An 18,701-nucleotide genomic window follows, 5' to 3' on the forward strand; every position below is an offset into this window, starting at 1 on the left:
GCGCGTTCGCCACTAACGTGCTCCCGGCCGGGTCAAGTCGATGCAGCTCAGGGCGCCAGCCGCGGGAACGACAGTAATCTAGAAGCCATTGGCGGTGTCAAGTGGTGGAAGCAACGAGTAGTTTCTGGAAAGCTTCTCGTGGGGTGAGGTAGCCGAGGGTGGCTCGGGGGCGTTCGTTCAGTTCTTCGGCGATGGCTGTGAGGTAGGGCTGGTGTTGGGGGATGGGAGTGCCTTTGGGTAGGTAGTCACGGATGAGTCGGTTGGTGTTCTCATTGCTGCCGCGTTCCCAGGGAGAGTGGGGATGGGCGAAGTACACCGGCATCTGGGTGGCCATGGTGAACGCGGCGTGCCGGGCCATCTCAGAGCCCTGATCCCAGGTCAGGGTGCCCTTCATCAATTCGGGCAGCCCAGTGATGTGGTCGATCAGGGCGTCACACACCCCGTCTGTGTTCTTGCCCTTCGGCAGGGCGAGGATCGTGACGAACCGGGTGGTTCGTTCGACGAGGGTGATCGCGGCTGTTCTGCCGTAGGCGCCGATGATCAAGTCTCCTTCCCAATGACCGGGAACCTTCCGTCCTGTAACCTCCTGAGGCCGCTGATCGATACTGACCATTCCCACAATCGGGGATTTCCGCTCACCCAAACGACGCCGGGACTGACGGCTAGTGCGTTTCGACCCGAGCATGACACCGTGCTCCCGCAGCGTCTTCTTCGGCATCGCATAAATCCAGGTGTAGATCGCTTCATGAGACACGCTCGCTCCTTGGGCCGTGGGGGAACCCTGACACGGTTCAAGCCTGTCACCCCCAGCCTCAGCACGTAATCTTCCCGCGATCTGACGTGGTGTACGAGACCTCCGAAGATCAGCAATCACCCGCTGCTTCAACACCAGATCAGCATCAATCTTGCGGGGCTTGGGCCGGGCACGCCGCCGCTGCGCAGCTACATCAGCAGCCACACACTTGTACCCCGTCTCACCCTGATTCCGGGCCACTTCCCGCGAAACCACCGACACATCCCTACCAATCCGCCGAGCAATCTCACGTAACCCACACCCCTCCGCCAAGCCCCTCGCGATCCCAGCCCGATCCGTCACCGTCAACAACCGCCGCACCAACAACCCCTCCCTAACAAGCACTGTTGCTACGACCCTATGACACCACCATTTAGCGTATTCAGGTGCTCGTCGTTCATCGAACCAAAGCAACGACTGTCCCAAGAGTTCGGCCCAGTTGATCTGCTGTTGTGCTGCGAGGTGATGGTCACTCTGAACCAAGACACCCAGCGGCGCTGTGCGCAGTTGTTCCGTCGTGGTGTGCGGCTGGCTCAAGGTAAGGGGGCCTCGTACGATCGCGGCATCGATCTCCCGCCCGAGTAGCTTCTCAGCGCGTGAGGAGTCAATTGGCTTGAAGCTGACATGAGCCCCGAACCTATGGACAAGGCTATCCAGCGTGTCGCGGTCGATGCCTCGCGGTACTCCCACCCTCTGCACGAATATGCCGTGTTGTCCGAGATCATTGAGCGCTTGAATTGTGCGGGTGGAGACCCCCACGAGCAGATTCCCAGCATCACTTAGACGCATGCCCGACGAAGAACGGTCGAACAGGCGGACGCCAAGCCGTCGTTCCAGTTGAGCTACCTGCTGGCTAAGACTGGGTTGACTAATGCCGATCCGTTCGGAAGCAGCTCTGACGGTTCCTTCTTCCGCGACGGCGAGAAAGTATCTCAGATGCAGCATGGAGATCTGGTCTATGGCACTCGCTTCATCCATAGTCTGAAGCCTATACCCCCGTATCGAATCTCGACCTTCCTGCTACATGCTGTGTATGGTGAACTGAGGCTATGTTCATTATCGAAATCCATTACTCCGCGCCACTCACTGCCATAGACGAGGCTCTTGAAGACCACAAGGCGTGGCTCGACGAACAGTACGATGCGGGTCTGTTTCTTGCTTCTGGAAGGCAAGAACCACGCACCGGCGGCATCATCATCGCTGCGGACCAGCCAAGAGACCAGGTTGAGACAATAGTGAGGGCAGACCCGTTCGCTGTTCGTGGTCTGGCACAACACACGATCATCGAGTTTTACCCGAGCCGTACGGTATTCAGAGAATAATAGGATGTCATTTCTCATTGGTGGGCCACCGCAACCGATAGCACGAAGGCGATACTCACCAGCGACCAGGCTGCTTCTTGATGTCGTGGTCTATGCCGTGGCTGCGGGACGCTACCCGTTTCTTTCCGAGAATCAACAAGGCCCCGTCGCGTTCCTTCTTGTGTTCGCTTATGGTGCCCTTCTCATTGCGCCTCACCTCGTATTCAAGAGACCAGAATAGAGAGCCGCGAACTAGGAGGGCTATTCACGGGGGTGGAATCAACAAGATTTCTTGCCAAAGTTCGGTTGTTTGTGATTGTGAATAGGCTTCCACTAGAAGCTATCTTGCAGTGCTGCCCGCAAAATCTATAACACTTCAAAATCGCCCCGCGATGATGCCGGGCAAGTATCAAAAACTTACGATTTGGTGGAGCATAGGGGACTCGAACCCCTAACTTCCACCTTGCAAAGGTGGCACTCTACCAATTGAGTTAATGCCCCAAGACTGGTACAGCATACCTGGTCCGCTGGGTTCTGGGAAACCAGCAGACCTGCGCCGGTCTTCAGCGCGGCCTGCTGGGGGACCGCCTCTCATGGCGGTCCAGCCGGTGCGGGTTCGCCGCGGCAGCAGCGAGCAGGCCATCACCGACGAGGCCGTCCAAGTCTCCGACGTGGGGAGGAATCCATTGGGTCACGGTTCCCTGCGAGCATGTCGGAGGGTGCGACCACTGCCGCTCCCCGGCGGTAGGCGTGTCCGAGGTTTCGGCGGCAGACGGATTGCCCCCGTGGGATCCGACGAGTTCAGCGTCCCGGGGTCTGCCGGCCGGCGTGGCAGGTGCTGCCCCTACTCCCTCCGGGCCTTGGGTCCGGTGCTCTTGCTGTCGAGCTACACGCCGCGCGGAGGACTCTACCGGTTTCCCAGGCCCGGGGTCTAATGCGGTCGTATTGCTCACGTGGACGCGGTGGTGCGATCGTATTCGCCTGGATATGGAGTGTTTCCTCACATCGCCTGCAGATCGGCCGTAAAGTGTTATTCCATGTCACAACGAGGATCGGTTGAACGCATTCTCGACGCCGTCGTGAAACTCGTCGCCACGTACGGTCCCGATACGACGACCGTACGCAACGTCGCGGCCGAGGCCGAGGTGTCGGTCGGTGCTGTCCAGCACCATTACAGAACCAAGGAGGAACTGCTGGTGGCGGCTATGACGGCCGCCGGTGACGAGTTCCGCCAGCTCGCCGTCGAGCGCACCGGTGCCGTCCAGGAGCCGCGGGAACAACTCCAGGCGCTCCTCCAGCTGCTCGCCTGCGTGTTTGATGAGGACCTGTCCCGCGGGGCCGTATGGACCGCGTTTGCGTCCAGGGCCGCGACCGACCCAAGCCTCCGGGCGCTGCACGTCGAGCAGCGGCAGCAGGTAGAGCAGATGCTGCGCGACGCCCTCAGCGCCGCCTATCCCGACTCTGGCATCGACTCCGACGACGCGGCCGGTCTGCTGGCGCTGTGCGACGGCATAGCGGTTGCGCGTGCCGCGGAAGGTCCGCAGCGCATCGATTCCGGGCGGGCACAGCGCCTGGTGGAGCAGGCAATACAAGCGTATGAGCATCGGGGCAATGCGCCGTCTGGGCGGATGGGTCCCCACGGCCGGCGTGGTCGTGGTCCACATCGGTGAGCTCAGGGTGGATCCCTGGAGGGTCATTCACGGGAGGTGTGGAACCAGCAAATCCCTGCCAACACTCTGTTGGCCGCGGCCATGAATAAATCTCTTGATCTCGATGAAGGCCCGGCGGGTTGACTAAGTCGGACTAGAATATGGGACGTGGCTGTGGTGAATGTGCACGAAGCGAAAACACACCTGTCCCGCTTGGTTGGAACGCGTTGAGGACAGCGAGACGATCACGATCCGTTCATGCCCGGCCGGTGGTTGCCTTTCGGCTGGTGCCTCGGGGCTCTGTGGATATTCATTGACTGCTCATGAATAAGCTTCAGAGCTCCATGCATTGGCAAATGGAAATCGTCTGCGCCAAATTCTCGTGACACCTCTGACGTAAAGAGCGTCTTTAAAATGTATCTCCCTCAGTCATTTGACGCCCTGCGTCGGTAACTTTCGTCGAAAGTGCCATATAGCGAAGAAGCCGCTTAATGATAGTACTGTTAAGAGTAGTAATAGTACGCTAGCCAGAAGGTTGTTCTCTGTTGCAGGTATCCGAAATGCTCCTATGTAATGGATTACGCTATCTCCGCTAGCTGTGATCCATTGCCGTGGGTCCCATTTACCGAGCAAAGGGGTGAGATAATATAAGGCGAAGAACGTTATCAAAGGGATCGAACGCTTCGTAAGTGAAGATCCCACGAATAGGCCAATCAGAACAAATACTGCTCCAATAAATACCGCAAAGCAGCTAAGGGCCAGTAACTGCAGTAATGAGGGGGTTGGGGCCGGTGGTAATGTCTTATCGCTACCTCCCAAGAAAATGCCTAGGAAAGCGGATATTAAAGCGCTCATAAATGCCGTAATAAATACTAATCCAATTCCCAAGTTGATTTTAGAAACTAAGAATTTTATAGGGGTAGTTTGAGGCCAGCGCAGCACAATTCCTCCGCTGCGTAGATCGTGCGATGCTGCTGTTATTCCTATAGTGAAGCCTGCAAACGGTAGAAAGAGAAAGCAGGCAGAAGATAGTGTGTTTGCTACCATCCCTGATCCAGATAAAACACTTGCAGCTTGGGTTAATGCCTCGTAGTCATACCTGAGAGGATTGCTGATGGTTCTGCGTCCATCGGGGGTGGTAGTGATATCGAGGGGTAAGGCCAAAGCCTGTTCTAGACTTTGTCCTGCCTCGTTGGCCCGTTGCAGAGAAGCTGTGAAATATTTTTTCATCTCCGTCTGATAAGCAACCGATGAATAAAAATTCCAAATTCCGAATAAAATTCCTGCGATTGCAGTGAGGTGAATCGTTAGGGAATGCCAGGCCCATTTGCATTCTCGTTTAGTTTCACGCCAAATGCTCACGATACACTTCCTTCATGTTTCGTCCTTGACGTATCTTTGGTGTTACATTTATGAGCTGTCCATGTTGCAGAATATAGGTGTGGGTGGCGACTTCTTCTAAAATTTCTAGGTCGTGTCCGGTAGCGATGATAATGCGTCGCTCTTCTTCTTGGGTGTAAAGAATACGTTGCTTTACAGCTTGTCGTGCATTTTCATCGAGCCCATTGACGAATTCATCAAGCACAATCACTGGAGCTGATGATGCGAAAGTGATTCCCAGCATTACTAGCTTTACTTGACCGGTTGATAAGTTTCCTGTCTTCACAGGTCCCCAAGACTGAGGAACCAGGGAAGCTATTACCTGGTTATCAAAAGCCTCTGAGTCGTTTAGGAAATAGTTAATATTAGCTCTTGTTGTCCAACGTTGATAGAGTAGGAACTGGTCAAGAATTCCAAAAGCCGATTCTTCGGTGGGGAGGGCACTGCCCTCCCCACCGAAGAATTCGACTGATCCCGAATAGTTTTGCAATCCTAACAGACAGGTCAGAAGCGTCGTCTTGCCCGATCCATTTTCTCCAAGGATCGCAACTACGCTTCCAGCCTTCACGGTAAGATTGATTCCGCGAAGAACCTCAGTGCGGAATTTTTTTCGAAGATCGGTGATGTGTAGAGTTGGTTTCAGTCGGTCCATGATGCGTTCCAAGCCCCACTACCATGGACCTCGGTTTCGGCTGTTGCAGTCACGGTATACGCGTTTGCGTTACCCCAGGGAGTAGGTACTCCAGCTCCTGCAACGTAACTTCCTCGCCAAATATGCTGAGTGCGTTCTTCAAGGATTCGCTCTGTGCCCTTCATTTCCATGGTGTTTGGAAATATCGCACCACCTTGCTGATACCCATCGCTCCAAGTCACATCTTGAGAATTGAAGCCGAAATCAACCCTTTCCCTTGACCACATCAGGAAACTACCGCGGTAGAGATCCGTCGTTCGTCGCTGTGAGATTTCAGATGATTCTCCATTGCTTTGCGGAGCCTCTTGTTTTTGATTTTCTGCATTATTTTGCCAGACTAGGAATGCTTCCCGAGCTTGCTTCTCCTGCTCGTCTGATGGGGGAGGAGAATCGGCTTGCGCATTGATTGCGTTACCGAGGTTAAGGCAAGTTGTCGCTAGTCCAGCTGCAAGCAAAACTGTTAGTTTTCTGGGGAAAAGACGCCTAGAGCGTTTCATTTTTACTCCTTTGCTCCTCAGGACTGATGCTCTGAGAGGGCGATCATGAACGGTTTTCGGCTCGGTAAATATTCGTGATCAGCGCAGGCTTGTCTCTGGTCGTGAATAACCTCCTAACGATTTTGCCCGATTTAATGTCTTAAGAGGTTATTCACGAGCATCTTGCAGGGATGCGAACCCCCTTGTCAGAACCTATTTGGCCAAAGCCGTGAATAACATCCTTGGTTAGAAGCTACCCCAAAATCTTTGCCGAGGTCAACGAACTGTCCCCCAAAGTTGATCTGCGGGTGTTGATCGTGGCTCATGCAGGGCAGCGTCGTATTGCCTTAGCAACATCTCTGACTAGTGGGGTGCTGATGGAGGCAGGGGCGGCAAAGTTGGGTTCACGGGGTTGTGAATAGGCATTTTGCTTGTCTGGGTGTCTGAGTTTCTGGCTATTGAGACGGCGGTGGGGTCGTGGAGGCGGATGAGGCTGATGGCTGTGTTACAGAGCACTGCCATGACTACCGTCACGTCAAGGTCGAAGGGCGTCGTGGAGTGCCCAGAGGACTGGGCTCTCGCTGGTCTTCGCCGTTGACCCGTTGCTGGGCCAGGACCGCTCTAGTGGCTTGGTATAGCGCTGAGATCAGATGGGAAGTCTAATTTACCCGCCCAAGCTGGTGTGTTCCGGTGCGGACCCGATATCCACCAAGTTCCAGCCAAATGATCCACGTCGACACCAAGCCTGGCAAAATCGCCAGGGTCAAGATCGGCGAAGTGCTCCCGCATCGCTGATCTCGGTTCTAAGGGGCTCGCAGACTCAGCGTAGACGGAAACCGTAGCATTTCGTGTGAGACGGTCGATGCGTTAGGAATCTACAACAGGAGGCTTATTCATAATGGAGTGCTATGGTTTTTGTGGACACTGCTGAAAAATGGGATTTTTAGGCTGCTTTCTGGTTTTGATTCCATTCTTGGTGGACGTGGTTGGGGGTTTGGTACCCTAGCGCCGAGTGGAGTCGTTTTGTGATTGCAGCAGTTACTCGATCCAGGCTGCAACATCCCCGGCTGCGTGTTTTCGTGTCGGGGTAGAATTTTCCGGTTCACTATCTCCTTCTTGCAGGAGGGAGATTTATTCATGGGTAGCTGAGGGGTGGTGAACCCCCTCGTCAGAGCCTGGTTGCCCGTAGCTGTGAATAAACTTCAGGGTGTTGAATGATTCTGCTGCGGCATTGTCGTAACACAACACCAGTTCCACCCGATCGAGGCGCGGATACCATATGTGTTCATGACGTCTGCGCAATTCAGCTGAGGTGTAAGTGTGAACCACGCACCGGAATGGAAGATGGTCTCGCCCACGATAGGGGGTTGATTTCTGACCGCCATGTGTAAAGGCCTCGGTAATAAGTTGGGTGCGCATACACCTCATTGATCACCGTGACCGATGATCTTCATCTCGGGCAGCAGGTCTATTCATGGTCGCTAGATAAGCGAATCTTTCCCAGGTAGGGGTTGAAGATTGATGTCGCCCACCTCTCGTTTCTACCCCTGGCGCATCGGCGGTGACAGTCCTGCTTTGGCCAGATCCGGGCGGTGGTGAAGACCCCTGGGCTGGGATAGTTGGTGCGGGCCCGCTTTTCGGGGCTGGGTAGGCCAACTAGGCCAGCCTGGTACATGGAGTTGGCGCACCAGATCTAGGCTCGCATGGACCCCCTCGTTCAACCGGAGCTGCGCGGATACACCAAACACCCTCCATGGGTTGGTTTGCTCAGATTCGTGGAAGAAGATCTGTGATCACAATAGTGAGTTCTCCCCTGGCGTTCCTGCGTTTCGGATAAACCCTGGCTCCGCCACCTCGTGGTAGCCAGAACGAGACACTCTGGCCCAGCGGCACATCACATACACCAGATAGCTGCCTACCTCACGAAGAGGCATAGACACATTCTTCGCCGCCACCCGCGGGATTCCCGGGGCGCAGGAAAGCCGCCACCTTCATCCCTACCCCCCTTTCGTCTTCGCTTCACCCAGCCTCGGCCTGTAAGCGCTTGATGTTCCGCCACCTGATCCGACGACGCTTCCGCCATACCTGGGTCGGGATGCTGCCTCCGCCATATCCTCACCCAGCTGACCCACAGTTCGCCGGGACCAGAGTGTAAGATGTTCGCCACTATCCGCGATCGGGCGAGACCCCTTCACGAACCTCCGCAACGCATGTGTTCTCTAAACTCTTTACTAAACTTTTGAAGCCAGCATAATACAGACTTTTTGCCTCACATGTTCGAATAGACTCAGGTTTTTCACCACTGTCCACGAAACGCCGGGCACTCCAACCTGGCATCGGTAAGGGATTTTGCCGCCTCGTCGACTAGTCGTGAATACCCCTCCATGTTCGCGATAATATTCGAGACGACACCATGCGAAGCATGGAAAATAGCCTCTGTCTTCAATTGAATAAATATGAATTACTCGGATTTGTTGTTCCAATGAATCGGCGCCGGGAGGCTTATTTAGTAATACAGTCAAGGCCCCAGTAATCCGCAGTTGACAAGGGGAAATGTTGCGGAAAAGATGATTTCTAAATGGCTTTCTGGGTTCTCTTTATCCGCCACGTTGACCCACAAAAGCTCATACCGTCCAATTATTCCATTCTCTCCCGTGTGGCGTGCAATATAGCATTCAATCTCTTTGATTTCTGCTGCGCCAGTCATCGGTAACAGATTGCGCTATTCCTGGGAGTCTTGTGAATAGCCTTCTATAAGGTCACTAAGCCATTTTGAAATGCAATAATTACCATCTGGGCTCTGCTTTGAACTTGAAGCTTAGGCATCAGGCGAGATATGTAGCTTTTAACTGTACTCTTAGAGAGATGCATATTCTCCGCAATCTCTGTGTTATTTAGTCCTTGTCCGACCAGGGTCAGCAGGTGAATTTCTTTCTCAGTCAAAGCAGTCACGATATCGGAGAGAGGGAGTCCTGGTTCGTAGCGTGACAACACCCGGGATATGAGCTTTGGCGAGAGCATAGATTCTCCTAGGTAAACTTGCTGAATTGCATGCGCTATCTCTCCAGGTGAACTGGTTTTCAGGATGAAACCAGTTACTCCAGCTCGAAGGGATTTGTGGAAAGTCTGGTCGTCCTCAAATGAAGTGAGTGCGATGATCCGGGCTTGCAGGCCTCTAGCTGTGATATGTTGCGTTGTGGTGATGCCAGCCATTACCGGTGTGCGAAGGTCTATTAGGATGACATCGGGCCGGCACTGCTCCGCCAGTTTGACGGCCTCTTGGCCATTGCGAGCAGTCGCAGCTATCGATATCCCAGGCATCCGTTCCACCAGCTTCTGGACCTCCTCTAAGGCCTGGGGCTGGTCATCTACGATCATGACGCGAATCTTCCTGCCATCCATTAATCAACTCTAGATCATGTGTGCTGTTAACCTCGATTTTCATGGGGTTCGGGGTTGGGGTGTGTCGGCGTTGGTGCACTCTGGCCGATCGCCGCGCTGCTGGCATCCCGGGGATTGGACGTGTCGGCCGTCGATCTGCCCCTCTATGGGCGCACCACCTCGCCGGACCCGGCTGCTGTGCGATACGAGCATTGGGTCCGGCTCCTCGTCGACCTCACCGATGCCGAGCGCGACCATTGCCCGCTGATCCTCTTCGGCGCGGGCATAGGCGGCCTCCTTTCTTACGAGGTCGCGAGTCGTTCACCGCACGTCGCTGCGGTTGCAGCAACCTGCCTCCTCGACCCCAGGGGTTGGCGTGCCCGCGCGCACATGACTCGTTTCGGACCGCTCGGCGTCCTCGGACGACCGCTCTCATCGCTTGCCCGAGGCTCACTGGCACGAACGATGATCCCGATGAACGCCGTGGCCAACTTGGCGAGGATGAGCCGCGACCGCGGGCTGTCGAGGCTGTGCGCCACAGATCCGCTCGGCGGCGGCGCGAAGATCCCGCTGGGCTTCCTCGCTTCCTATCTGCGCTACCGGCACACTCCGCCCGAGAAGATCACGACCCCGCTCGCCCTGCTCCATCCCAGCCGGGACGCATGAACGCCGGTCGAGCTGAGCGTTCGGGTCCTGTCCCGGGCTGAGGGACCGGCCAGCCTCCTGATGCTGCGGGGATGCGGTCACTTCCCGGTAGAGGAGTCCGGCCTGTCCGACATGCTCACTGCCGTCCTCGACATGGTGTACCGGTGATCCACCAGGGGGCTTGCCTGACGAACCCCACGAGATAGGCAGGTGCTTGCCACTCCGCGTAACGCCATCGACGCGCTCAGAAAGTGCAGCTCTGGGCCCCGTAGGAGCAGGCCGGATTTTGCACACCGTTTCTTACAGTCCCGGTTTAAGCTGTTGAAACCAATGGGTCAAGGCCCTAGCAGCCCGAGGGGAACAATCCAGACGCCGTTGGACTGGCGCGTAGCTGGAGCGTCGCCAGTGACGACCATGAGCGCCGTCGGCGGGTGCTTGAAAGCGGCTGTGACGGACGTCAGGCGCTCCGCTGCCGTCCGTGCTGCTTGATATCCGAGCTTCACCTCGACTCCCAGCCAGCGTCCATCTGAGAATTCGACCACCGCGTCAATCTCCTGCGCCGCGTCGTGGGTGCGGTAGTGAAAGACCTTGCCTCCCAGCGGTTGGGAATAGACCCTGAGGTCTCGTACCACGAGTGACTCAAAGAGCAGCCCGAAAGTTTCCCAGTCCTGGCGCAGCCCCTCGGGTGAAAGATGCAGCGCCGAGGCGGCGAGTGAGGGATCGGCCAGGTGTCGTTTCGGATTGGCGACGAGCCGGTTCCGGGAACGCCGGGAGCTGCTCCAGGCGGGCTGATCCTCCACCAGGAACATGCGGGTGGCGAATTCGTGGAAGGTGGTGGCGAAGTCTCTTCCTACCGTGATGCCATCATCCGCGAGCCGCTTCGCCACTGTTGACAGTGGCGTCGGGTGTGCGGTCAGGGAGGCATATGCCGTGATGAACTGGGCAAAACGCCCTGGGGCGCGACGATTCCCAGCGACCAGGGGAAAATCGCGCTGCTGGAGCGCCGCGAGATAGGCGTCCACCAATGGGCGTGCCTGATCGCCCTGAAGGTCGATCCAACCTGGCCAGCCCCCACGCACTATGAGATCTGCATAACGGGACACAGACAGCGGACTGTCCAGCACCGGGGCCTGGGTTCCATCAAGAATGCTCCGCAGGCTGACCTGGCCAGTCGAATCGCCGGATTCACACAGGCTCATGGGTCGCATGATGAGATCGACGATCCTGCCAGCGCCCGAGTGTCTGCGAGCATCATCGTCAGGCCAGGCTGAGCCTGAGAGAATGAACTTTCCACGTCCAGGGGCGTCGTCAGCGTTCCTGCGCACGGCATCCCACAGCGTCGGGACAAGCTGCCATTCGTCGATCAACCGCGGCTCATCGCCACTCAGCGCCAGGGATGGGTCCTCACGAGCCAGCTCAATGGACGCTGGGGCAGCCGGATCCAGTCGCCAGGACGATGCAGCTTGCTGCAAAGCTGTGGTTGTCTTCCCTGAGGCCCGGGGGCCGATGAGGTTGACGGCCGGCGCCACCTGCAAGAGTTCTGTGAGCTGCTGATCCACGACGCGCGGGCGGTAGTCCATGCGCAAACGATAACAAGCACGTCGTTTTTCGGTGCTGAAGCACGTCGTTTTTCGGTGCTGGAACACGTCGTTTTTCGGTGACGGTGGCAGACGCAGCCAGGGCCTCGCGATGTCTCATTCGCTCCACAGCAAACCGGATGCCTGGGTGGCCAGGTGATTGGCGGCGACGGCGTCGCGCGCCAGCTCGTCGGCCCTGTCTCCCAAGGCCCGCCGCAGCCCGTTCAGCAGAGCCGGCAGCAGGCGCGCCCCGTCGCCGGAGAGAGCGCCCGAGGCCACGACCGCGGCGGCCATGGCCGCGAAATCCCGCGCGATCTTGTCCCGGACCTCCTGGGCGCTGAGGCGTGTCAACCCGAGCAGCCCGGAGGTGTACTGGCTGTCGTTGAGGCAGGTCTGGAAATACGTGGTGGCGGCGTCGGCTAGCTCGTCGTCAAGGGCGGTGTCAGTGTGGCCGAGGGCATCGTGGACGGCTGGCTGGGCGAAGAACTCAGTAACGAGCCCGCGCAGTCTCCGTTCCCCGGCACGCTGGGGGAGGTTCCGGCCCTCCACGCTGAGCGTGAGAAACAGCGCTAAGAAACGGTCGCCACCCCCGTCGTGCCGGGCCGCGCGCAGAGAGTCGGACGTCATGCCCGCACCCTACAGGTCGCAGGGACGCTCATTGGACAATGCGGTCGATATACATTTCCCGGCACGAGGAATAATTCTGTCCGAGGCCAGTATTCAACAACAGCTCTGAGGATGTGGAGTGCCCGGCGTTTCGTGGACAGTGGTGAACAGCCAGGTAACTCCAAGCCCCCGGTTTGCTGGTCTTATCTCTGGTTTGCTGGCCTTATTCGCGTCTGCTGGCCTCACAGCACAGGCAAACGTGAATAAGGCCAGCAAACCGACAATAACGCCAGCAAAATCCCAGCACACGACAATGAAGGCCGATAGCACATACACGAAAGCTTATTCATAGCTCATGGCAACCCGCCGCTGACAAGGGGTTCCGCGACCTCGTCGACCGCCCGCGAATAAGCCTGACTGTACCGTGGTCGGCATGATCGTTGACACCGACTACCAGCGCGAGATGCTGGCCTGGAAGACGACCGTGACGCCGACGTCGTCGCCGGAGCTGCTGGAGCGGTTGCTGGACCTCACCTGGCCTGGAATCCGGCGCGCACGGCTGGGGGAATGGGTGCTGCGGGCTGGGAACAACCACAGCGGCCGCGCCAACTCGGTGCTTGCCTGCGGGGATCCCGGGGTGCCGTTTGCCGAGGCCGAGCGGCTGGCCGAGGCCTGGGCAGGACGCCGCATGCAATTGCAGGTCGTAGCTGGGAGCCAGGAACAGCGCCTCGCGGAGGCTGAAGGCTATGTTGTCACACAACCCAACCCAACCGTGGTGATGGTCGCTGACGCCCGCATCTCCAGGGGACCCGAGTCGACAGCGGCGTCTGCCCCTGACACCGGCTGGAGAAGAATTAGCAGCCGCAGCTCAGACGCCTTTTTGGCCGAGTCCGCGGCTGCTCCGGCGCGCTATCTCAGGCTGGGTGACGATGCCGTCGGACGGGTGGCGATCGCTCACGGCTGGGGTGTGCTCACCGGCATCGAGGTGCGCTCTGAGGCCCGCAGACGCGGACTGGGACGAGCCATCACGCGGGCGCTCATGACCGAGGCCACCCGGCGCGGGGCTGGTTTCATCGCCCTCCAGGTGGAGGAGCGAAACACCGTCGCCCGGGCCCTCTACGACTCCGAGGGTTTCGAGACGCATCACCGCTACGCCTACCTGGCGCGAGGTCGCTGATATGGCACGGAAAATGTCGGACGCATCTGACATCGTTGGTTCATGACCGGATGGGACGAACCAGGTTTTGTCGAGGAGCCGCCTCCCGATCCCCTGATGGAGCCGCCCGACGACCTGGACCAGGCCCGGCCGATGGAACCAGCGTCACCAGGGGCTGGCGTGCGGCGACGGCGCGGGGAAGGCCTGCGTGACGAGGCCCTGGCGGTGCTCCGCGAGCTAACCGGCAGGGCCGATGCGGACTTCCATCCCGGCCAGTTTGAGGCCATCAAGGCGCTGGTCGAGGATCGGCGGCGTGCGCTCGTCGTGCAGCGCACGGGGTGGGGAAAGTCCGCTGTCTACTTCATCTCGGCGCTGCTGCAGCGCCGCGCCGGGGCCGGGCCTGCGCTGATCGTCTCGCCGCTGCTGGCCCTGATGCGGGACCAGGTCGCGGCAGCGGCCCGGGCCGGGGTGCGGGCCGAGAGCATCAACTCGGCCAACGCCACCGAGTGGTCGGCCGTCTCTAGGCGGCTGGCTCGCGACGAGGTCGATGTGTTGCTGGTCTCCCCAGAGCGGCTGGTCAACGCCCGGTTCCGTGAGGAGCAGCTGCCGCAGCTCGTCGCCCGGATGGGCCTGCTGGTGATCGACGAGGCGCACTGCATCAGCGACTGGGGGCACGACTTCCGTCCCGACTACCGCCGGATCCGTTCCCTCATCGCCGAGCTCCCGGACGGCGTGCCCGTGCTGGCGACGACCGCCACCGCCAACGAACGTGTGGTCGCCGACGTGGCCGAGCAGCTCGGCGCGGGCGGTCACGAGGTCTTCACGCTCCGCGGGTCGCTCGCGCGTGACTCGCTGCGCCTCGGCGTGCTGGAGCTGGGCTCCTCCGCACTCAGACTCGCCTGGCTGCGGCAACACCTGGACGACCTGCCCGGCAGCGGCATCATCTACTGCCTCACCGTCTCCGCAGCCGAGGACACAGCTGTCTTCCTGGCGGATGCCGGATACCCGGTGCTTGCCTACACGGGCCGCACGGACCCGGACGACAGGCAACACGCGGAGGCCGCCCTGAAGGCCAATGAGGTGAAGGCCCTCGTGGCCACCTCCGCGCTCGGCATGGGCTTCGACAAACCCGACCTGGGGTTCGTCGTCCACCTGGGAGCCCCCAGCTCGCCGGTCGCCTACTACCAGCAGGTGGGACGCGCCGGACGCGCCACCGAACGCGCCGACGTGCTGTTGCTGCCGGGCCGGGAGGACCGCGAGGTCTGGCACTTCTTCGCCACCAACGCCATGCCCACCAGGGCCCGGGCGGACGCGGTGCTGGGTGAGCTGTCCGACAATCCGCTGTCGGCGCCGGCGCTTGGCGCCAGGGTAGACCTGAGACGCGGCCAGCTGGACCTACTGCTCAAGGTCCTCGCCGTCGAGGGCGCGGTCCGGCAGGTGCAGGGCGGCTGGGTCGCGACGGGACAGCCGTGGGACTACGACGAGGACCGCTACACGCGGATCGCGGCCGCCCGCGTGGCAGAGCAGGAGGCGATGCTGGACTACGAGGCGCTGGGGGAGGGGCAGTGCCGGATGGCGTACCTCACCGCGTCGCTGGACGACCCCGCATCCGCTGCCTGCGGCCGCTGCGACACCTGCGCTGGCCCCTGGTACCCGGTCGAGGTCAACGACGACGGCGCAGAGGCCGCCCGGAAAGCCCTCAACCGCGTCGGGGTGCCCATCGATCCGCGGTCCCAGTGGCCGGTGGGAATGCTACGGCTCGGCATCGACCTCAAGGGCCGCATCCCAGCCGGAGAACGTCACGAGCCGGGCCGGGTCGTCGCCCGCCTGACGGACCTGGGCTATGGCACCGCCCTGAGGGTGCTTTTCGCGGTGGACAGCGGCGGGCGGCCGCTGGATGCGCAGGTGCCCGCGCCCCTCGCAGCCGCCTGCCTGCGGACCCTCAAGGAGTGGGACTGGGAGCAGCGCCCCGCGGCGGTGGCCTGGGTGCCCAGCCTCAGCAGGCCCACCCTGGTGTCCTCACTCGCCACGGGCGTCGCCCAGGCCGGGCGACTGGCGCTGCTCGGCCCACTGGACCTGGCTCTAGGCGCGGCACCCCTGAACCGCTCCACCAATGCCGCCTACCGGCTCCGGGACGTCCTCCACCGTTTCCAGGTTCCCGAGGCGATGGCAGCACGGCTGCCTGAGCTCGCCGGCCCGGTGCTGCTGATCGACGACCTGGTGGAGTCACGCTGGACACTCACCGTCGCCGCCCGGCTGCTACGCCAGGCCGGAGCTGGGACGGTCCTTCCCTTCGCCCTAGCGGCCGCGGGCTAGGTGTTCGAGGTCGCTGGTGCCGTGTGGTGGGCTGGTGGGTGGCTGGTTCTCGCAAGCGGTGTGGGTCCGATGGTAGTTATAGTGAACGTTCCAGAGCGCCAGGGCGTCGCTGCCTCCGGGAGACCCAATACGATCGAATTGGAGCAGACGATAAGGGCCGAAATCGACATTACAGCCGTCGAAACCATCGATGCCCGCAGTGGAGAACCAGTCCTCCTGGTTCTCCATGTGATGCCAACTGTCCTTAGGGGAAGGAAATAAACACTCATGGCCAGATTTATTACTGTTGACCTCGGTAATGGCCCAACCACCGTAACCGACGGCGGTGATGTCGACCTCGACCGAGAAGATGTTCACTACGACGGGCAGCGTCTAACGGAGGCTCGCGCCGAGCTCATCGGCCTCCAAGCCGGTGAACACCTCACCGGCAGGCCCTACCTGGACCCTGATATGCGTCCTTCTGTGCATGTGGGATTCCGTGTTACCCAGGAGGTCAGCAACCGGCTTGACCAAGTCGCCGCGCAATGAGGGGTCCGGCGTTCCGACCTGTTGCGTGAGGCTTAGTGTCGCGTGGTGTGAGTTCGCCGGTGTTTTTCGGCCCCGGATGCGGCGCCTCGCTTCGTTCACCTCGCTCACGGTACGCCCAGTAGCGTTTCACTCGGCTGCCTCGCGATGCATCCACCCCGGAGCCGCCTCCCACTGACAAACTCCCACCACACGACACTGGAGACCTACCTGGAGAGCGCTTAGACGCTTGCCTGCTCATCGGGACCTGATGCACGCTGTCGCCTGGTCTCCATGGCCAGGAGAGATCGCCATGGAAACGACGACGGCCACAAAGTCACCATGCTGATCCCCGGTGGCCCCCTGTTCGCGGACCACCCCGAGGACATCGGCACCTCACGGGTTTTTGTGACAGCAGAACCTGAGTCGGCGCTGTTCACAGAGCGGTAGGGACGCCGTCGCATGACGTTCGTATTGCCGCTGTAGTGGGGAGTGTTCAGGCGTGTGCTGCGACCACCGCCGCGATCCTGGCCAGCGACACCGCGCCTGGGTCCGGGACTCCGACGGACTTTTCGCCGAGCGGACGGGCACGTCCCAGCCTGGCCTGCAGCGCCTTCGTCGACTCGGCGCCCGCTTCGGCCGCCGTCACGGCCGCGGCGGCCCTGTCGTGGAGGGAGCCGTCCGTCGCGTCGAAGGCGGTGACGAGGGGAGCCAGCGCGTCGACCAAGGTCTTGTCACCGACCTCGGCCCCGCCGAGCCGCTGCACCGCCGCCAGCGCTGCCCGCAGGGCCGCCGCGATGCCGGATGTCGTCGGGGCCTGGTCGTCGCCGAGCGCTGAGCCGACGGCCGTCAGCATCGCGCCCCACAGGGCCCCGGAGGTACCGCCGGCCTGATCCGACCAGGCGTCACCAGCCGCGGTGAGGGTCGTGCTCGCACCCGCGCCCTGCCCGGCGACCGCCCGCGCGGCCGCGACCGCGGCCTTGGAACCCTTGACCATGCCGATGCCGTGGTCGCCGTCCCCGGCCGTCGCATCCAGCCTGCCGAGCTCCTCTTCGGCGTCTGCCAGCATCGCCGCCACCTCGTCCAGGAGTTCGACGATACGGGCCGCGGCCGCCTGCGACTCAGGGGCGCCGGGGGTGCTCACCGTCACGGCGGCCGCCTCGCGGTTCAGCGCGGTGTCGTCGCGCGCGACCTGGCCCACCGACCCCTTGCGGTAGGCGGGGCTGTCGCATGGGGCGTCCCAGTAGCCGAGGAGCTCGTCATCGACCCACACCAGGGTCAGCGAGATGCCGGCCATGTCCAGGGACGTGACGAACTCGCCCGACTCCACGTCGGCGCACTCGATGCCGGCCGCGGCGAGCTGGTCCACGACGCTGCCGGTCACCACGAACAGCTCCTCGTACTTCGTCGCGCCCAGGCCGTTGACGATGGCGATGCACCGGTCGCCCGCCTCCGCGGGACGGTCCGCGAGCAGGCCTTCGACCAGCGTCCGGGCCACCTCGTCGGCCCTACCCAGGCCGGTCTCGTCCACCCCAGGCTCACCATGGATCCCCAGACCGATCCCCATACGAGCGTCCGGTACCGTGAACAGTGGCCCGGTGGCGCCGGGCAGGGTGCAGCCGGCGAAGGCGACTCCGAAACTGCGCGTGGCCGCGTTCGCCTTGGCGAAAATACGCTTGACCTCCTCGAATCCCAGCCCAGCCTCGGCGGCGGCGCTGGTGATCTTGAAGACCGGGAAGTCGCCCGCGATGCCGCGCCGCTTCTCCAGCTCGTCCTTCGACCCGGAGGCGATGTCGTCGGTTACCACCAGGGTGTCGGCGTCGATGCCCTCGGCGCGGAGCCGCTCGATGGCCTGCCCGAAATGGAGGACATCACCAGCGTAGTTCCCAAAGCCCATCAGGACGCCCGCGCCGCGGTGCGCGGCCTTGAGGACGGAATACGCCTGCGCGCCCGAGGGGGAGCTGAAGATGTTCCCGCACACAGCGCCGTCGGCGAAGCCGTGCCCGACCCAGCCCGCGAAGGCCGGGTAGTGGCCCGAGCCGCCGCCATAGACGACGGCGACCTTTCCCTCAGGGGTCGCGGTCGAGCGCACCACCCCGCCGTAGACGGGTTTGACGTAGCGTTTGTTGGCGGCGATGAATCCCTTGAGGGCCTCAGCGGGGAAATCAGACGGGTCATTGACCAGGCGCGTCATTGCGTTCCTCTCGGATAGATGGTGCGGCTCCA

The 18,701-nt window shown here is 60.6% G+C and carries 18 protein-coding genes and 1 tRNA gene; 7 read left to right on the forward strand and 12 right to left on the reverse strand.

Going from position 1 to position 18,701, the window contains the following annotated elements; translation table 11 throughout:
- Window positions 1–97: 97 nt before the first annotated feature.
- Complete coding sequence (locus SK1NUM_RS00665; RefSeq protein WP_212324044.1) at window positions 98–1,771, reverse strand: IS30 family transposase; 1,674 nt, start codon at window positions 1,769–1,771, stop codon at window positions 98–100.
- Window positions 1,772–1,842: 71 nt separating this feature from the next.
- Here SK1NUM_RS00665 and SK1NUM_RS00670 point away from each other — a divergent pair, with 71 nt between their 5' ends.
- Entirely contained in the window at window positions 1,843–2,115 is a 273-nt protein-coding gene (locus SK1NUM_RS00670) for a YciI family protein (RefSeq protein ID WP_212324046.1), read from the forward strand.
- Window positions 2,116–2,170: 55 nt separating this feature from the next.
- Here the strand turns inward: SK1NUM_RS00670 and SK1NUM_RS00675 are convergent, their stop codons facing one another.
- Together SK1NUM_RS00675 and SK1NUM_RS00680 are read right to left on the reverse strand one after the other, a co-directional pair.
- Window positions 2,171–2,311 carry a hypothetical protein gene (locus SK1NUM_RS00675; RefSeq protein ID WP_212324048.1) on the reverse strand — a complete coding sequence of 47 codons (141 nt, stop codon included), beginning with the start codon at window positions 2,309–2,311 and terminating at the stop codon, window positions 2,171–2,173.
- 208 nt (window positions 2,312–2,519) lie between these two features.
- Window positions 2,520–2,595: transfer RNA gene (locus SK1NUM_RS00680), tRNA-Ala, on the reverse strand.
- 536 nt (window positions 2,596–3,131) lie between these two features.
- Here SK1NUM_RS00680 and SK1NUM_RS00685 point away from each other — a divergent pair.
- Window positions 3,132–3,764 (forward strand): TetR/AcrR family transcriptional regulator, encoded by a 633-nt coding sequence (locus SK1NUM_RS00685; protein WP_212324050.1) that lies wholly within the window; start codon window positions 3,132–3,134, stop codon window positions 3,762–3,764.
- A gap of 408 nt (window positions 3,765–4,172) precedes the next feature.
- Here the strand turns inward: SK1NUM_RS00685 and SK1NUM_RS00690 are convergent, their stop codons facing one another.
- From SK1NUM_RS00690 to SK1NUM_RS00710, 5 genes are all read right to left on the reverse strand, one after another.
- On the reverse strand, window positions 4,173–5,105 hold the full coding sequence (locus SK1NUM_RS00690) for a hypothetical protein (RefSeq protein ID WP_212324052.1): 933 nt from the start codon (window positions 5,103–5,105) through the stop codon (window positions 4,173–4,175).
- Complete coding sequence (locus SK1NUM_RS00695; protein WP_212324054.1) at window positions 5,089–5,775, reverse strand: ATP-binding cassette domain-containing protein; 687 nt, start codon at window positions 5,773–5,775, stop codon at window positions 5,089–5,091. Before SK1NUM_RS00695 ends, SK1NUM_RS00690 begins: the two co-directional genes overlap by 17 nt.
- Complete coding sequence (locus SK1NUM_RS00700) at window positions 5,763–6,311, reverse strand: hypothetical protein (RefSeq protein WP_212324056.1); 549 nt, start codon at window positions 6,309–6,311, stop codon at window positions 5,763–5,765. The genes SK1NUM_RS00695 and SK1NUM_RS00700 overlap by 13 nt, the downstream gene beginning before the upstream one ends.
- Before the next feature lie 2,497 nt (window positions 6,312–8,808).
- Window positions 8,809–8,997: a hypothetical protein gene (locus tag SK1NUM_RS00705; RefSeq protein ID WP_212324058.1), complete on the reverse strand. Its 189-nt coding sequence runs from the start codon at window positions 8,995–8,997 to the stop codon at window positions 8,809–8,811.
- Window positions 8,998–9,041: 44 nt separating this feature from the next.
- The gene (locus tag SK1NUM_RS00710) at window positions 9,042–9,692 is read right to left on the reverse strand and encodes a response regulator (protein WP_212324081.1); all 651 of its coding nucleotides are present in this window, start codon (window positions 9,690–9,692) and stop codon (window positions 9,042–9,044) included.
- A gap of 54 nt (window positions 9,693–9,746) precedes the next feature.
- Here SK1NUM_RS00710 and SK1NUM_RS00715 point away from each other — a divergent pair, with 54 nt between their 5' ends.
- Complete coding sequence (locus SK1NUM_RS00715; protein WP_223927689.1) at window positions 9,747–10,337, forward strand: alpha/beta fold hydrolase; 591 nt, start codon at window positions 9,747–9,749, stop codon at window positions 10,335–10,337.
- 314 nt (window positions 10,338–10,651) lie between these two features.
- Here the strand turns inward: SK1NUM_RS00715 and SK1NUM_RS00720 are convergent, their stop codons facing one another.
- Together SK1NUM_RS00720 and SK1NUM_RS00725 are read right to left on the reverse strand one after the other, a co-directional pair.
- Window positions 10,652–11,896 (reverse strand): ATP-binding protein, encoded by a 1,245-nt coding sequence (locus SK1NUM_RS00720; RefSeq protein WP_212324085.1) that lies wholly within the window; start codon window positions 11,894–11,896, stop codon window positions 10,652–10,654.
- A 114-nt stretch (window positions 11,897–12,010) separates the two neighbouring features.
- Window positions 12,011–12,520, reverse strand: a complete 510-nt coding sequence (locus tag SK1NUM_RS00725; protein WP_212324087.1) for a DUF6553 family protein — start codon at window positions 12,518–12,520, stop codon at window positions 12,011–12,013.
- A gap of 412 nt (window positions 12,521–12,932) precedes the next feature.
- Here SK1NUM_RS00725 and SK1NUM_RS00730 point away from each other — a divergent pair, with 412 nt between their 5' ends.
- Window positions 12,933–13,676: a GNAT family N-acetyltransferase gene (locus tag SK1NUM_RS00730; RefSeq protein WP_212324089.1), complete on the forward strand. Its 744-nt coding sequence runs from the start codon at window positions 12,933–12,935 to the stop codon at window positions 13,674–13,676.
- A gap of 132 nt (window positions 13,677–13,808) precedes the next feature.
- The gene (locus tag SK1NUM_RS00735) at window positions 13,809–15,971 is read left to right on the forward strand and encodes a RecQ family ATP-dependent DNA helicase (RefSeq protein WP_212327326.1); all 2,163 of its coding nucleotides are present in this window, start codon (window positions 13,809–13,811) and stop codon (window positions 15,969–15,971) included.
- Here SK1NUM_RS00735 and SK1NUM_RS00740 read toward each other — a convergent pair.
- Complete coding sequence (locus tag SK1NUM_RS00740; RefSeq protein ID WP_212324091.1) at window positions 15,954–16,199, reverse strand: hypothetical protein; 246 nt, start codon at window positions 16,197–16,199, stop codon at window positions 15,954–15,956. The two genes, SK1NUM_RS00735 and SK1NUM_RS00740, sit on opposite strands and share 18 nt — an antisense overlap.
- Before the next feature lie 39 nt (window positions 16,200–16,238).
- On the opposite strand from SK1NUM_RS00740, the gene SK1NUM_RS00745 reads away from it, so the two are divergent.
- Both SK1NUM_RS00745 and SK1NUM_RS00750 read left to right on the forward strand, forming a co-directional pair.
- Window positions 16,239–16,499 carry a hypothetical protein gene (locus SK1NUM_RS00745; protein ID WP_212324093.1) on the forward strand — a complete coding sequence of 87 codons (261 nt, stop codon included), beginning with the start codon at window positions 16,239–16,241 and terminating at the stop codon, window positions 16,497–16,499.
- Between the two features lie 270 nt (window positions 16,500–16,769).
- Entirely contained in the window at window positions 16,770–16,925 is a 156-nt protein-coding gene (locus tag SK1NUM_RS00750) for a hypothetical protein (protein WP_212324095.1), read from the forward strand.
- A 46-nt stretch (window positions 16,926–16,971) separates the two neighbouring features.
- On the opposite strand, the gene SK1NUM_RS00755 is transcribed toward SK1NUM_RS00750, so the two are convergent.
- On the reverse strand, window positions 16,972–18,669 hold the full coding sequence (locus SK1NUM_RS00755; RefSeq protein ID WP_212324097.1) for a dihydroxyacetone kinase family protein: 1,698 nt from the start codon (window positions 18,667–18,669) through the stop codon (window positions 16,972–16,974).
- Window positions 18,670–18,701: the final 32 nt, after the last annotated feature.

The sequence above is a fragment of the Arachnia rubra genome, from assembly GCF_019973735.1.
Taxonomy (GTDB): domain Bacteria; phylum Actinomycetota; class Actinomycetes; order Propionibacteriales; family Propionibacteriaceae; genus Arachnia; species Arachnia rubra.